At 57.7% G+C, this 15,544-nt stretch carries 11 protein-coding genes; 7 read left to right on the forward strand and 4 right to left on the reverse strand.

Annotated features, from left to right (window positions below; translation table 11 throughout):
• Positions 1-109 precede the first annotated feature (109 nt).
• Positions 110-1,159, forward strand: a complete 1,050-nt coding sequence (locus A8B84_RS16165; protein ID WP_064227653.1) for an HDOD domain-containing protein — start codon at positions 110-112, stop codon at positions 1,157-1,159.
• On the opposite strand, the gene A8B84_RS16170 is transcribed toward A8B84_RS16165, so the two are convergent.
• The gene (locus A8B84_RS16170) at positions 1,142-2,503 is read right to left on the reverse strand and encodes a YihY/virulence factor BrkB family protein (RefSeq protein WP_064227652.1); all 1,362 of its coding nucleotides are present in this window, start codon (positions 2,501-2,503) and stop codon (positions 1,142-1,144) included. The two genes, A8B84_RS16165 and A8B84_RS16170, sit on opposite strands and share 18 nt — an antisense overlap.
• 201 nt (positions 2,504-2,704) lie before the next feature.
• Here A8B84_RS16170 and A8B84_RS16175 point away from each other — a divergent pair, with 201 nt between their 5' ends.
• Positions 2,705-3,958 (forward strand): OmpP1/FadL family transporter, encoded by a 1,254-nt coding sequence (locus A8B84_RS16175; RefSeq protein ID WP_064227651.1) that lies wholly within the window; start codon positions 2,705-2,707, stop codon positions 3,956-3,958.
• 60 nt (positions 3,959-4,018) lie between these two features.
• On the opposite strand, the gene malE is transcribed toward A8B84_RS16175, so the two are convergent.
• Both malE and A8B84_RS16185 read right to left on the reverse strand, forming a co-directional pair.
• The gene (gene malE / locus A8B84_RS16180) at positions 4,019-5,236 is read right to left on the reverse strand and encodes a maltose/maltodextrin ABC transporter substrate-binding protein MalE (protein WP_064227650.1); all 1,218 of its coding nucleotides are present in this window, start codon (positions 5,234-5,236) and stop codon (positions 4,019-4,021) included.
• A 121-nt stretch (positions 5,237-5,357) separates the two neighbouring features.
• A complete protein-coding gene (locus tag A8B84_RS16185) occupies positions 5,358-6,293 on the reverse strand; it encodes a D-2-hydroxyacid dehydrogenase (RefSeq protein ID WP_064227649.1) in 936 nt (311 codons plus the stop codon).
• Positions 6,294-6,386: 93 nt separating this feature from the next.
• On the opposite strand from A8B84_RS16185, the gene tmpT reads away from it, so the two are divergent.
• The 5 genes from tmpT (at position 6,387) to A8B84_RS16210 (ending at position 14,178) form a co-directional block, all read left to right on the forward strand.
• Positions 6,387-7,040 carry a thiopurine S-methyltransferase gene (gene tmpT / locus A8B84_RS16190; RefSeq protein WP_064227648.1) on the forward strand — a complete coding sequence of 218 codons (654 nt, stop codon included), beginning with the start codon at positions 6,387-6,389 and terminating at the stop codon, positions 7,038-7,040.
• Between the two features lie 402 nt (positions 7,041-7,442).
• Positions 7,443-9,365 carry a PrkA family serine protein kinase gene (locus tag A8B84_RS16195; protein ID WP_064227647.1) on the forward strand — a complete coding sequence of 641 codons (1,923 nt, stop codon included), beginning with the start codon at positions 7,443-7,445 and terminating at the stop codon, positions 9,363-9,365.
• A 33-nt stretch (positions 9,366-9,398) separates the two neighbouring features.
• Positions 9,399-10,694 (forward strand): YeaH/YhbH family protein, encoded by a 1,296-nt coding sequence (locus A8B84_RS16200; protein ID WP_064227646.1) that lies wholly within the window; start codon positions 9,399-9,401, stop codon positions 10,692-10,694.
• The gene (locus A8B84_RS16205; protein ID WP_064227645.1) at positions 10,691-12,250 is read left to right on the forward strand and encodes a SpoVR family protein; all 1,560 of its coding nucleotides are present in this window, start codon (positions 10,691-10,693) and stop codon (positions 12,248-12,250) included. The genes A8B84_RS16200 and A8B84_RS16205 overlap by 4 nt, the downstream gene beginning before the upstream one ends.
• 155 nt (positions 12,251-12,405) lie before the next feature.
• Positions 12,406-14,178 (forward strand): alkaline phosphatase D family protein, encoded by a 1,773-nt coding sequence (locus A8B84_RS16210; RefSeq protein WP_227512673.1) that lies wholly within the window; start codon positions 12,406-12,408, stop codon positions 14,176-14,178.
• Here A8B84_RS16210 and A8B84_RS16215 read toward each other — a convergent pair whose 3' ends face one another.
• Entirely contained in the window at positions 14,179-15,537 is a 1,359-nt protein-coding gene (locus A8B84_RS16215; protein ID WP_064227643.1) for a TrpB-like pyridoxal phosphate-dependent enzyme, read from the reverse strand.
• Positions 15,538-15,544: the final 7 nt, after the last annotated feature.

Raw genomic sequence — 15,544 nt, forward strand, 5'->3', positions numbered from 1 at the left:
TTCCCGCAGTAATTCACGGGTTTAAAACCTGTGCAAGGATGCGTCGTACATCTATACTCTCAGAAACGGAGGTTCATTACTTCGAACAGGTTCGACCCGGAGGCAACGGATGCCAGGTTTTCTCTCCTGGATTTCAGGATTATTCGCAACCAAACAGTCTGCACCACCCGCTCCGGAAGCGAGGCTTTTCAACCCATCTCCGGAAAAACCGGCCACCGACGCCCCGGACACAAGCCCGGAACTGGCCCAACAACTGGAAGAGCACTTGTTCTGTTGGCTGCTGGACGCCGAACCCTCAACGTTACGGGCCGATCTTTCATCCTATGATGAGGTGCTGGAAGAACTCCATCAGCGCCTGTCCAACGACAAGATGGAAGAACTTCCACGGCAACCAATGAGCCTGCCCATGCTCATGCGGGCCCTGTCCGATGAATCGACCGACCGCCATCAGCTGACCGAAATCATTCTTGGTGATCCGTCGCTGACCGATCAATTACTGCAGATTGCCAACAGCCCCTATTTCCGAACCGGCGACCATGCTATTGAATCGGTAGACCAGGCGGTATTCGTGCTTGGAGTGGATGGCATCCGGAATGTCATTTCCGCGGCAATAATGCGCCCCATGATGGCCGCAAGGAACAGCCGTGAGGCGCTTTTCGGGCAGCGCGCCTGGCGCTGGGGCCTGACCTGCGCGCGATCAGCGGAATTGATTGCAAGAACACAGGGCGAGGACACCAGTGCACACTTCATGGTGGGTTTGCTGCCTTCACTTGCGTACATCACCATCCGTCGGGAACTGCAACGCATCTGCCGGTCACTTTCTGCCACCGGCGAACCGGAGCCTGCGCTTATCCGCCATGCCTTGGCGAGGTACCAGTGGGCTACCTGCCAGTTACTGGCGAACGAATGGAACCTTCCCCCCAAGTATCACGCCTATCTCCTGGCGGCGGAACGGCCCGCGCCAAGGCAAAAGCACACGCCCCTGACCGATGGCATGGTCATTGGTACCCGGGAAGTACTCAGGCACGCCCACCAGCGGAATCTTGCCGAAGAGGAGCTGCCGAAACTGGTACGTTTGACTCCAGAGCAAATCAGCAACGTTCGCAACGCGGTTCAGAAGATGCTCCGGGAGGGGGGCCGCTCAACTGTCAGGAGCTGACACAGGCTCGGGTTCGGCAAACGATCTGGTCTTTTCCTGACCACCATCAGCCCGCAACAACTCGGCGAATGTACGCGCCTCCTCCACCTTTCGCGAGCCCACCAATTCAGCGGGGATGACCTTCGGCAGCCGGTCAACGATCCGATCCTCGTCGTAGCGAACAACCTTGAGCACCTCGCCCACGGTAATGAGATCCAGTGCCCGCCCTGGCACAAGTCGATCTCCCTGGCTTCCTGCCAGGCTAAGCAATCCCGCCCGGATCAACTTGTCACTGAGGGCACGGGTTACTTCGCCTGGCACTCTCAGCTGGTGCTCCAACACTTCCTGCTGAGGCGCCGGCTTCCCCTCGGCGAACGGCTTGGCCACCAGCCACATGGTCGCAAGCGCCACGTTTTCCTGGAGTTCCGGTGCCAATTGCACTTGCCGCCGCTTGGCCACTGATCCCGGATTCTGCAGATAGAACGCCAGGCTGGCACCCAAAAGAAGGATCATCCAGTTCAGATAGATCCAGATCAGCAGGATGATGCCGATGGCGAAACTGGAATAGATAGCCGCGTACTTGGCGGAACCGGCTACAAAAGACGCAAACAGCATACCGCCGGCTTGCCACGAAACCCCGGCAACGAGACCGCCAATGGCCGCATAACGCAACTTGACCCGGGTATTGGGCATGAACACATAAACGAAGGTGAACGCGCCAACCACCAGGAAAAACGGGGTGAAACGGCTGGCAACAAGAATCACCGAACCGAACGGTTCGATTTCGATGAGCTTCTGGACAATGGTTGAAGAAAAGATGGTAGCGCTGACGCCAATGGCCGAAACCATCAGCAACGGCCCCACCATGATTACGCTCAGGTAATTGCTGAAGCGCTGCGCCATGGAGCGCATGTCTGGCACCCGCCAGATCATGTTAAAGGAGCGTTCGATTTTCTGCAGCAGGGAAACCACCGTGTAGACCAGCAACGCCAGGCCCACTGAACCAAGCACTCCGACTTTCATGTTATCCACGAATCCAAGGATCTGCTCGGCGAGCTCTATCCCCTGGGGCCCCAGCGGTTCAAAGAACTGGAACAGGAAAGGCTCCATCCGCTGGTGCACACCCAGAGCCTTGAGCACCGAAAAGCTCAAAGCCAGCAGGGGCACAATGCTCAGCAGCGTGGTGTAAACCAGGCTCATGGCATGGAGAGTGAGCTGCCCACTCAGGACGTCCCGGGCCATGGCATAGGCGGTGCGCCCGACCTTGTACAGCCAGGTCCAGGGCCAGCTCTGGGGCGGGTTGGGATTCGCCAGAATCCAGCTTTCAGCTGCCTGGAGCCGGTCTTTCAATTGGAATGAAGCCACTTTTGGTCCTTTCGTTCCATGTTTTGTTCAGATTATCAGTCAGATATCCGGTCTAACCAGAGTATGGTCGATTAGCCGCGGTTTGCGAGGCTACCGCCCCCAATATAACCATATCAGCATTTGTTACTTCCTCTTATAACAGATTTTCGGTAAAACGACCGGCACTCTCGAATTGACGTCCCTTTGATCAGGTATTTGCCCATGCGAATCAAGCTTGCCCTGGGAGTTGCCGCACTGACGGCCCTCTCTCCCGTGACCGCCCAGGCCACCAACGGCTACTTCAGCCATGGCTATGGCACCATTAGTAAAGGCATGGCCGGCGCCGGCACTGCCCTGTCCCAGGACAGCATTGCGGCGGCGACCAACCCGGCGGGCATGGCTTTTGTTGGCAATCGCATTGATGGCGGTTTCGAAGTATTTTCTCCGAGGCGGGAATACACCGTAGAGGGGCCGCTCTCTCCTCCCCCCGCGTTCTCATTGCAGCCGGGCACCTACAAAAGCAGCCGCAACGGATTCGTGATCCCGCACCTGGGTTTTAATCGGGAACTGTCGGATACCACAAGCTTCGGCGTTTCGGTGTTTGCCAACGGTGGCATGAACACCGATTACTCCGGTGAAAGCGGTGGGCCTTTTTACGCGGGCCGTACAGGCGTAAACCTCGAACAGCTTTTTATTGCACCCACCTGGTCCTGGGAATTCTCAGACAACCAGGCCATCGGCATTTCGCCAGTCATTGCCTATCAGCGGTTTGAGGCGGAAGGCCTGCAAAGCTTCGCGCCGTTCTCTTCGGCGCCGAGCGCACTTTCCAACAATGGCACTGACGACGCCTGGGGATATGGCTACCAGATTGGTTGGCAGGGTGAAATCACCGACACCCTCCGCGGCGGCGTAAGCTGGCGCAACATTCTGAAGATGAACGAGTTCGACAAATACCGCGGCCTGTTTGCCGAGCAAGGCGACTTCGACATTCCACAAATGTTCAACGCGGGCATCGCCTGGTCCGGCATTGAAGATCACTGGTTTCTGCTGGATATCCAGCATATCCGCTACAGCGAGATTAACAGCGTGGGCAATCCGCTCCTGCCCAACCTGCAGACCGCCCAGCTCGGCGATGATGCAGGTGCCGGCTTTGGCTGGGATGACATGACCATCGTCAAGCTTGGCTGGCAGTGGCAGCAAACAACGTCTCACGCGTGGCGGGCCGGTGTAAGCTACGGCGAGAACCCGATCTCAGACGAAGATGTACTTTTCAATATCCTGGCACCGGGTGTCCAGGAATGGCACTTCACCGGCGGATTCACCCACAGCTTCAGCGAAAACCTCGATGTCTCTGGCATGGCCTTTTATTCCCCGGCCAAGACAGTGACCGGTCCCAACCCGCTGGCACCGAACCAGACCATTGATCTGGAAATGTACCAGCTGGGCGCCGCGGTCAGCCTGGGCTGGAAGTACTGAGCCACGCCCAAGCAAGTATCCAAAGCCTCGGTATTCCCGGGGCTTTTCCATTCTGGCCTGTCAGTTGGTGACATAGTGCCGGCGAGTCCACCCCCGCATCTCATCCAGCCTCTGCAAACGCGTGGCGGCTTCCATCAACGTAGGCCGCACCGCGTCTTCACCACTGAGCATGCTGCTGAAGCGATGGGTCATCAGATCCCAGAACCGTTTCATTTCCGGAATATTGGGCATGATTTCGCCCCGACTGGCAGAACGAAACGTATGGTCGATAAACGGGTCTTCCCGGAGTGTGTTCACCACATCCAGATGGGCCACGGCTCCCAGAGGCTTGTCGTTATTCACCGCGTGGAGCCCCTGCTCAGTCAACAGGTAATCCTCCAGGAACTGCCTGGCGATGCCCTGGTTGGTCGAGACCGCACTGATCCCCGCTGCCAGAACACCCACAAATGGCCGCCCCGGCTCGCCGGTGGTGGTCGGCACATCGGCAATGCCCACATCTATGCCGGCATCCCGCAGCTCGCTCCAGGCCCAGGGGCCGTTAATGATCATCGCAACGTCGCCCGCCTTGAATCCTTCCATCATGGATCCGTAATCGGCATCGCCGGCCAACACGCCCTGTTCGATCATGCTGCGGATACCAGTAACCGCCTCAATGGCTCCCTCTGTGGCAACGCCGACGTCAGAAAGGTCATAAACAAAACCCTCGGCACCAAAACTGTAGCCACCTGACCCTGCCAGAATCGGCCAGGAAAAATAGACATTGCGGTAATCCCAGGAAATGGCGTCGATGCCCTGTTTCTTGAGACGGCGGTCCAGAGCGGCGACATCTTTCAGGGTGCGGGGCGGAGTCTCGACCAATTGCCGGTTATACAGCAAACTCACGACTTCCATGGCGATGGGGTAACCGTATACCCGCTCGCCCACCGACACCGCTTGCCAGGCGAAGGGCGCGATTGAATCGCGGATGGTTTCTGAAGGTTCAATCGGCGTCAGGTGGCCTTCATTGATCCAGCTGCCAAAACGGTCATGGGGCCAGATCACAATATCAGGCGCTTTAGCGGAATAGCCGTAATGGTCATATTGGGAGGTAAGATCGTCCGGCGTTTCAACGGTAACGGGAATCCCGGTTTCCTGCTCGAAACGTCGGCCCACCTCAGCCAGGCCATTGAATCCCTTGTCTGAATTGATCCAGACAAGCAGTTCACCCCGCTCGAAAGCCATCACCGGTTGGGAACAAAGCAGCGCGCAGCACAGAACTGCCAGTGTTTTCCTGAACATAGTGTATTGCCCTTTTGTTTTTGTTTGAGCAAGGGCAGTTTAAGCAGGAAAGGACAACAGCCGCGTCATACGGCTGTCATCATTTGAGGGCGGAACAGGGGGGCGTATGGCCGCGAATAGCTCAGGCAACGGAAGACAGATTGGCTGCAGTAATCCCAACAATCCGCTGCCGCGCCTCCCGGCTGGCCCAGGCCGAGTGCGGGGTAACAATCAGATTCGGAATGTCATCCGCCAGCAGGGGATTGCCGTTTCGGGGCGGCTCCTCGGTCAACACGTCAAACCCGGCACCGCCGATCTCGCCGGCGCGCAATGCGTCCGCCAGCGCCTGTTCGTTCACCAGGCCACCGCGGCTGGTGTTGATGAGCAACGAGTCCGGCTTCATCATTTTCAGTTCGCGGGCACCAATCAGATCCCGGGTTTCATCGGTGAGCAGACAGTGCAATGACAGCACGTCCACCTGAGGCAGCAGTTCATCCAGGGGAATCCGGGAATACCCGTCCACCTCTCCGGCCTCCTGACCCGGTCGGGCCCCGAGCAGAACCCGCATACCAAAGGCAGCCGCCCGCTCGGCCACGCCCTCACCCAGATCGCCGTAGCCGACAATACCAAGAGTGCGCCCCTCCAGTTCCATAATCGGATGGTCCATAAGGCAGAACATGTCACTTTTGCCCCAGCGTCCGGCCCGCACATCCCGGTTGTAATCCAGCAGCCGGGTGGCCAGCGCCAGCATCAGCGCCATGGTGTGCTGCGCCACCGTGGAGCGGCCGTAGTTGGTCACGTTCATCACCCTGATGTCGTGATCCTTCGCCGCCGCCTGGTCAATATTGTTCAAGCCGGTCGCCACCACAGCGATGGTTTCAAGCTCCGGACAGGCCTCGAAATGCTCCCGGCTCAGCACCACCTTGTTGACCAACACGGTATCGAAACCCCGGATGCGTTCCAGCACTTCATCCGGCGCTGTCCGCTCGTATTTTTTCAGCCCGCCCGTTACCGACTCGATGGGCGAGAGGTCCACATCATCGCCAAGGGTTTTGGCGTCAAGGAACACCGCTTTCATACTTTTCTCCTGAATCCAGATGGCCACAGATTAGGGTAGACTGAGATAAACGTCCAAAACTCAAGATGTCCAAGCAAGAACAGGGTGTGAAACATGGAACATGAATTCTGGCACGAACGCTGGGCTAAAAAGGAAATCGGTTTCCACGAGGGCACCGTGAACCAGTACCTCCACGACCACTGGCCGGAACTGGCCGGTAAAGGCACCGACGCCGTCTTCGTGCCCCTCTGCGGCAAAGCCCATGACATGTGGTGGCTCCACGACCGCGGGCACCCCATTATCGGCGTGGAACTGAGCGAACTGGCCTGCAAAGACTTCTTCGAAGAAGCCGGCGAAAAAGCCAAAGTTCATCCCGGCGAACCCTTCATCACCTTCAAACACGACAACCTGCAGCTCTGGTGCGGCGACTTCTTCCAACTGGTCCCCGATGACCTGAAACACGTCCGACTGGTCTACGACCGGGCCGCCCTGATCGCCCTGCCGCCACAAATGCGCAAAGACTATGTAAACCACCTGACCGCCATCATCCCCGACGGCACGAAGATCCTGCTGATCACCCTGGACTACGACACTGAAATCAAGGGCCCGCCGTTCAACGTCAGCGACGAGGAAGTGCGGGAACTCTACCAGGACGACTACAAGATCGAACACATCCTGACCAACACCCTGGCCAAGGATCATCCGTTTACCAAGCGAAAAGGCCTGGAAAACGCCTCAGAAAGCGTCTTCCGTTTAACCAAACTCTAGCTTCCCGGGGCCATCCCCCCGAAGGCCTGATCGGAGTGTATCGGGTGGCTTTCTGACAACGAATTTGATGTCTGAGCGAAGCGAGTTGCCAATTCTTTGTCAGAAAGCCACCCGGTGCACTCCAGCCCCCTCACACAGTCCCCCAGAAACCCCGCAAGCTACAAAACCAACACACCCGCCTAACATAATTTAATGAACCTTAACCACTCACCCACTGTCCAACTCCCCAACCGTGAACTAAGCTCAAAGTAAGCAAGCCGACCTCGACCAGATCGTGCACAGGCTTGTAAGTATCCATTCCTTCCACCCATAACTAAACAAACCGTCCGGACGGGCGGAACTGACTGCAACGGGGAAATTGCGTGAACTGAAAGCTGAAGATACAGCGAGCGAGGGCAATCTATGAGCATACTGCAGCACTTCAAAGACCGGTATGAGAGTACCCAGGAAGAAGAATACAGCCTGGAGGAATACCTGGAGATCTGCAAAAAGGACCCAACGGCCTACGCAACGGCCGCTGAGAGAATGTTAATTGCCATTGGCGAACCAGAGTTCGTCGATACCTCGAAAGATCCGAGGCTGTCGCGCATCTTTTCCAACAAGGTCATCAAGCGGTACCCCGAGTTTTCCGAGTTCTATGGCATGGAAGACGCCGTAGAAAACATCGTTTCCTTCTTCCGCCACGCCGCCCAGGGCCTGGAAGAAAAGAAACAGATCCTTTACCTGCTTGGCCCCGTGGGCGGCGGTAAGTCCTCCCTGGCAGAGAAACTCAAATCACTGATGCAAAAAGTGCCCTTCTATGCCATTAAGGGCTCGCCAGTGAACGAATCGCCGCTGGGCCTGTTCGATCCGTCTGAAGACGCCCAGATCCTCGAAGAGGAATACGGCATCCCTGCCCGCTACCTGAAAAACATCATGTCGCCCTGGGCTGTCAAACGCCTGCATGAATACGGCGGCGACATCAGCCAGTTCCGGGTTGTAAAGATGTACCCCTCGGTACTCGACCAGGTTGCTGTCTCCAAAACCGAACCCGGGGACGACAACAACCAGGACATTTCCGCCCTCGTGGGCAAGGTCAACATCCGCATGCTGGAGGATTTCTCCCAGGATGATCCGGATGCCTACAGCTTCAGCGGTGGCCTGTGCAAGGCCAACCAGGGCCTGATGGAATTCGTGGAGATGTTCAAGGCACCGATCAAAGTGCTGCACCCGCTGCTGACAGCCACCCAGGAAGGCAACTACAACACCACCGAAGGCATGGGTTCTGTCCCCTTCGACGGGGTAATCCTGGCCCACTCCAACGAATCCGAGTGGCAGACTTTCCGCAACAACAAGCACAACGAGGCGTTCCTTGACCGAGTGTACATCGTCAAGGTGCCCTACTGTGTGCGAGTGACCGAAGAAATCGAGATCTACAAGAAACTGCTGAGCAACAGCTCCCTGGAAGGCGCCCCCTGCGCGCCGGACACCCTGGACATGCTGGCCCAGTTCTCGGTGCTCTCGCGCATCAAGGAGCCGGAAAACTCCAGCATCTTCTCCAAGATGCGGGTGTATGACGGCCAAAACATCAAGGATACCGATCCCAAAGCCAAATCCATTCAGGAGTATCGTGACGCCGCCGGCGTAATGGAAGGCATGGATGGGCTGTCCACCCGCTTTGCTTTCAAGATCCTGTCCAAGGTATTCAACTTCGACACCACAGAGGTGGCCGCCAACCCGGTACACCTGCTCTACGTTCTGGAAAAACAGATTGAGCAGGAGCAGTTCCCGCCGGAAATCCATGAGAAATACCTCAGGTTCATCAAGGAATTCCTGGCGCCTCACTACGTTCAGTTCATCGGCAAGGAAATCCAGACCGCATACCTGGAAAGCTACAGCGAATACGGCCAGAACCTGTTCGACCGGTATGTCACCTATGCCGATTTCTGGATCCAGGATCAGGAATACCGGGATCCGGACACCGGCGAAATTCTCGACCGCTCCTCGATCAACGAAGAGCTGGAGAAGATCGAGAAGCCAGCAGGCATATCGAATCCGAAGGATTTCCGCAACGAGGTGGTCAACTTCGTACTGCGCGCCCGGGCAAACAACGGGGGCAAGAATCCGTCCTGGCTAAGCTACGAAAAGCTGCGTTCCGTGATCGAGAAGAAGATGTTCTCGAACACCGAGGATCTGTTGCCGGTGATCTCGTTCAACCCCAAAGCGAGCCAGGAAGATCAGAACAAGCACAAGCAGTTCGTCGAGCGTATGGTCGATCGAGGCTACACGGAGAAGCAGGTTCGGCTGTTGGCCGAATGGTACCTGCGGGTTCGCAAGTCTCACTAAGTCAGTGACCATTCACTGAGCTGGAGTAACGCCATGGGAATGACCCACATAGTCGACCGGCGACTGAACGGTAAAAACAAGAGCGCAGTGAACCGGGAACGGTTCCTGCGCCGGTACCGCCACCACATCAAGCGTGCGGTGTCGGATGCGGTTCAGAAGCGCTCGATCACAGACATCGAACGGGGCGAGAAAGTCAGTATTCCGTCCCGCGACATCGAGGAACCCATCTTCCACCACGGCCAGGGCGGCAAGCGGGAGGTGGTGCACCCCGGTAACAAGGAGTTTGTGGCCGGCGACACCATCCCCAAGCCCGAGGGTGGCGGGGGCCAGGGTTCCGGACAGGGGCAGGCCAGCCCGGACGGAGAGGGCATGGATGAGTTCGCCTTCCAGATAACCCAGGAAGAGTTCCTGGATTTCCTGTTCGACGACCTCGAGCTGCCTAACCTCGCCCGCAAGAAACTCAAGGATACCGAGGCCTTCAAGTATATCCGCTCTGGCTTCAGCACCGAGGGGGTACCGGCCAAGCTGGATGTGGTGCGCTCATTGCGTGGCGCCCATGCCCGACGTCTGGGCCTGGGAGGCGCGCGCAAGAAGAAGATCCGGGATCTGGAAAAGCAGCTGGAAGCGCTGAAGTCGGCGCCGGAGGATCTGGACCCGGCGTTCAGCCACGAGGACCAGATCCAGGTTCTCGAGGAGGAAATCGCGCGACTGAAAGCGAATGTGCGCCGAATTCCTTTCATTGATGAAATCGACCTGCGCTATCGCCAGCACGTGAAAAAGCCGCAACCGGCCACCAGTGCCGTGATGTTCTGTCTTATGGACGTGTCCGGGTCCATGACCCAGATGCACAAAGACATCGCAAAGCGCTTTTTCATCCTGCTGTATCTGTTCCTCAAGAAGAACTACAAGAAGATTGAAGTGGTCTTCATAAGGCATCACACCAGCGCCAAGGAAGTGGATGAGGAAGAATTTTTCTATTCCCGGGAAACCGGGGGCACTATCGTCTCCAGCGCCCTCAAGCTGATGCACAAGATTATTGAATCCCGATACTCCCCGGCCGAGTGGAACATATACGCGGCCCAGGCATCAGACGGTGATAACTGGAACGATGACTCCCCGGTGTGCGGCAAAATTCTGGCCGACAATATCCTGCCCCTGGTGCAGTATTTCGCCTATGTAGAGATCACGCCGCAGGACCACCAGATGCTCTGGTATGAATACGAGAAGATCCAGGAGCGATTCCCCCAGAGCTTTGCCCTACAGCAGATCGCCGACCCCGGCGAAATTTACCCGGTGTTCCGCCAGTTGTTCGAGAGGAAAGCCGCATGACTAACCTCATGGACCGCCCCAATCTGCCGAAAAGTGACCAACCCAGAGCCCGGGAACCAATTTCAACCGGGTCTGAATGGACGTTCGAGCTGATCCAGAAATACGACGACGAGATTGCAAAATGCGCCGCCGAGTTCGGCCTGGACACCTACCCCAACCAGATCGAGGTGATCAGCGCCGAACAGATGATGGACGCCTACAGCTCCGTAGGCATGCCGGTTGGCTACCATCACTGGTCCTTCGGCAAGCAGTTTCTCAGCACATCCAAGGGCTATCAACGCGGTCAGATGGGGCTGGCCTACGAAATCGTGATCAACTCCAACCCCTGCATCGCCTACCTGATGGAGGAAAATACCCTGCCGATGCAGGCGCTGGTCATTGCCCACGCCTCGTACGGCCACAACTCGTTCTTCAAGGGTAACTACCTGTTCCGCACATGGACCGACGCCAGCGCGATCATTGATTACCTGGTGTTTGCCCGCCATTACGTCGCAGAATGCGAGGAGCGCTATGGTGTGGATGCCGTGGAGGAAATACTGGATTCCTGCCATGCCCTGATGAACTATGGTGTGGACCGCTACAAGCGCCCGGCGCCAATATCGGCGTCGGAAGAAGTGCGTCGCCAGAAAGAGCGAGAAGAGTACCAACAGAGGCGCATTAACGATCTCTGGCGGACAATTCCGAAACTGGACGAAGACGACGACCCGGTAAGGCGCCGCAAGCGCTATCCGGAAGAGCCCCAGGAAAACATCCTCTATTTCATTGAAAAGAACGCGCCCTTACTGGAAACCTGGCAACGGGAAATCATCCGCATCGTGCGGAAGCTTGGACAGTACTTCTATCCCCAGCGCCAGACCCAGGTCATGAATGAAGGCTGGGCCACCTTCTGGCACTACACCCTGCTGCATCGCATGTACGACAAGGGGCTGGTGACCGACGGCTTCATGCTCGAGTTTCTCCAGAGCCACTCGGCGGTGGTGTACCAGCCGCCATTCAACAGCCCGTGGTATTCGGGCATTAACCCATACACCCTGGGATTCTCCATATTTACGGATCTGCGCAGGATCTGCGAGAACCCAACAGACGAAGACCGTGAGTGGTTCCCGGACATCGCTGGCAGCGACTGGCTGGAAACCCTGCATTTTGCGATGAAGAACTTCAAGGACGAGAGCTTCATCCAGCAGTTCCTCTCCCCCAAGGTAATGCGGGATCTGAAACTTTTCGCAATCCAGAATGATGATCAGGAAGACGTGTACCGGGTAACCGCCATCCACGACGAACCCGGATACCGGGACCTGCGAGAGAAACTGGCGCGCCAGTACAACCTGAGTTATCGGGAACCCAACATCCAGGTATGGAATGTGGATGTGCGCGGCGATCGCTCACTGACCCTGCGTCACATACCGGTAGACCGCGTGCCACTGGGCAAGGAAACCGACGAAGTCCTGCGCCACGTACATCGTCTGTGGGGCTTTGATGTGCATCTGGAGAGCGTGGACGATGGCACTGTCGTGGAGGACCACCACTGCCCGCCCAGGGAAGTTGAGGAGGACTGAAACTGGAGCCTGGTGACAAATATGGGCCGGTACTGGCCGGCCCGGTTCTACGTCATGCTGCGCCGGACTCGATCGTTCTATGGCTGGTAACACAGGAGCCAGTCGTACTCGCTGTACGGATGTTTAACGGAGACCATCTGCTCCTGGACCGTCCGGTGACCGATTCCGAGCTGGTACGGCTAAGGGTCGGTACCCGGGCCTGGCTGCACCTGCTGAGCATCACACCGGATTCAGCCCTACCCCGTGACACTCGACTGGAATACGACCTGGGACTGAACGGAGAGCGATCAGAGGCTCCGGAATGGATCCGGGGCTGGGCTCCCCACCTTTGCCCCGAAGGCCGGGAACGCCCGGGCTTTACCCTGAAGTCGAAACTGGATCGAATACTCCATGGCTCCTGCCGGAGACCCCACCATCCTTCACGCGATGGGCTGGTTCGGGTGGACGAGGAGCTGCAGAAGGCAGAACAGCTTGAGGACGTTCCGTCCCTGCTCCTGATGACCGGCGACCAGGTCTACGCCGATGATGTCGCCGGCCCGATGCTGCATGCCATCCAGTGTGTGATTCACCAGCTGGGCCTGTTCCAGGAAACGCTGGAAGGCGCCTCGCTAAAACACAGCCGAGAACTCACCTCGGTAGCGAATGCCTATTACCACCGGGATGAACTGCTGCCGGAATCCGAATTCAACGAGGACCTGACAGAGCGTTTTTTCGGCGGCGTCCGAAAACCCGTTTTCACCACCGCCAATGCCGGCAATCACCTGATCTCGTTTGCCGAGGTGATGGCCATGTACCTGCTGGTATGGTCGCCGAAACCCTGGGCTTTTGTTACCAGCGCCGAGCCGGTAGATGACCCGGACGAACTGGCGCGCTATCGGAAAGAACAGGCCGCCATCGACGAGTTCCGCGGAAGCCTGCCCCGGGCAGCCCGTGCCATGGCCAACGTACCCGTCTATATGATCTTTGATGATCATGACGTGACGGACGACTGGAACCTTTCCGCGCTTTGGGAAACAACCGCTTACGAGCATCCCTTTTCCCGGCGCATCATCGGCAATGCCCTGCTGGGCTATCTTTTGTGCCAGGGCTGGGGCAACCAGCCGGGCAATTTCCGGGAGCTGATCGGGCAGAGTCAGAAGCTTTTCGAGTCCAGCAACGAACAGCACGAGCTGGACAAGGCCATTCATGATGACCTGATCGACCAGTTGTTCCACTTTCAACACTGGCATTACAGCTTGCCGACATCCCCCCGACTGGTGGTGCTGGACACACGCACCCATCGCTGGCGCAGTGAAATCCGCCGCAGTCACCCGTCCGGCCTGATGGACTGGGAATCACTGACCGATTTCCAGCACGAGATCATGGGCGAGGACGCCGTGGTGGTGGTATCGCCGGCGCCCATGTTCGGGGTGAAGCTGATTGAAATGATCCAGCGGGTGTTTACCTTCTTCGGCAAGCCGCTGCTGGTGGACGCTGAAAACTGGATGGCACATCGGGGTGCCGCCAGTGTGCTGCTCAATATTTTCGGCCATCCCCGAACGCCCAGACACTTCGTGATTCTGTCAGGGGATGTCCACTATTCGTTTGCCTACGATGTACGGCTGCGCCACAAACAGAACGGCCCCCATGTCTGGCAGATCACCAGTAGCGGTATCAAGAACGAATTCCCCAACGCCCTGCTCGAATGGCTGGACCGGCTCAATCGCTGGCTGTTCGCGCCCTGGTCGCCCCTGAACTGGTTCACCAAGAGACGGCGCATGTGGATTTCACCCAGACTGCCCGAGGGCCGGGAGGCCGGAGAGCGCTTGTGGAACGGGGCAGGCATTGGAGACGTGCGGCTGGACGACGAAGGCGCGCCCACCGCCATCCGGCAACTGGATGCCGGCGGCGGGGGTACGGTTTTTCAGCAGCGAGCTACAGACGACTGATCAGACGTTGACCGAGGGCAGCCCGGACAGCGCCATCGCCAGTTCCTGCTCGTCGTATTCGTGGTCACTCAGTTCACCCGCGAAGTAGGAGGTATAGGCCGCCATATCGAAATGACCATGACCGCAGAGGTTGAACAGGATCACCTCTTCCTTGCCTTCCCGCTTGCAGCGCAGGGCTTCGTCAATGGCACCCTTGACCGCATGGTTGGCCTCTGGAGCCGGCACGATACCTTCGTTCCTCGCAAACAGAACGCCGGCCTCGAAACACTCCCGCTGGGTGTAGGACACCGCATCAAACAGCCCCAGTTCCTTGGCGTGGGACACCAGCGGTGCCATACCGTGGTACCGCAGACCACCCGCGTGGAAACCCGGCGGTGTAAAGCCGGAGCCCAGGGTATGCATCTTGGTCAGCGGGGTCATGTGGGCAGTATCACCGTAATCGTAGGCGTACTTGCCACGGGTCAGCGTGGGACAGGCTGAAGGCTCTACCGCCACGATCCGGGATTTCTCGCCACCTCTCAGTGCGTGGCCCATAAACGGAAAAGCAATACCGGCAAAGTTGGAACCACCGCCGGTACAACCAACAATCACATCGGGCCAGCAGTCCGCCATTTCCATCTGCTGCATGGCTTCCAGGCCGATGATACTCTGGTGCAGCAACACATGGTTGAGAACCGAGCCCAGGGCATATTTCGTGTTCGGGTCCTTGACCGCCAGTTCCACCGCTTCGGAGATGGCGATGCCCAGACTACCATTGTGGTCCGGAGTCTCTGCCAGCACCTTGCGGCCAAACTCGGTCAGCTCCGAGGGCGAAGCCACACATTTGGCGCCGTAGGTTTCCATGACCGCCCTGCGGTAGGGCTTCTGGTTGTAGGAAACCCGCACCTGAAACACGGTTACGTCGATATCGAACAGGGAGCCGGCGAAGGACAGCGACGTGCCCCACTGCCCTGCACCGGTTTCGGTGGTGAGGGTGCGAATGCCCGCTTCACGATTGTAGAAAGCCTGGGGAATTGCAGTATTCGGTTTGTGACTGCCCGCCGGGCTGACGCCTTCGTATTTGTAGAAGATCTTTGCCGGGGTACCGAGAGCTTTCTCGAGACGATGCGCCCGATAAAGAGGCGCCGGCCGCCAGAGGTTGTAAACGTCACGCACCGGCTCAGGGATCTCGATTTCCCGCTCAGTGGTCACTTCCTGTTCAATCAAGGCCATCGGAAATAACGGCTCAAGATCGGACGGGCCCACTGGTTGCTGGGTGCCCGGGTGCAGCACGGCGGGCAACGGCTCAGGCAGATCCGCCTGCAGGTTGTACCAGTATTTCGGCATCTGGCTTTCTTCGAGAAGGAACTTGGTTTGCATGAATTAA

The organism is Marinobacter sp. EhC06, assembly GCF_001650915.1.
Lineage (GTDB): Bacteria > Pseudomonadota > Gammaproteobacteria > Pseudomonadales > Oleiphilaceae > Marinobacter.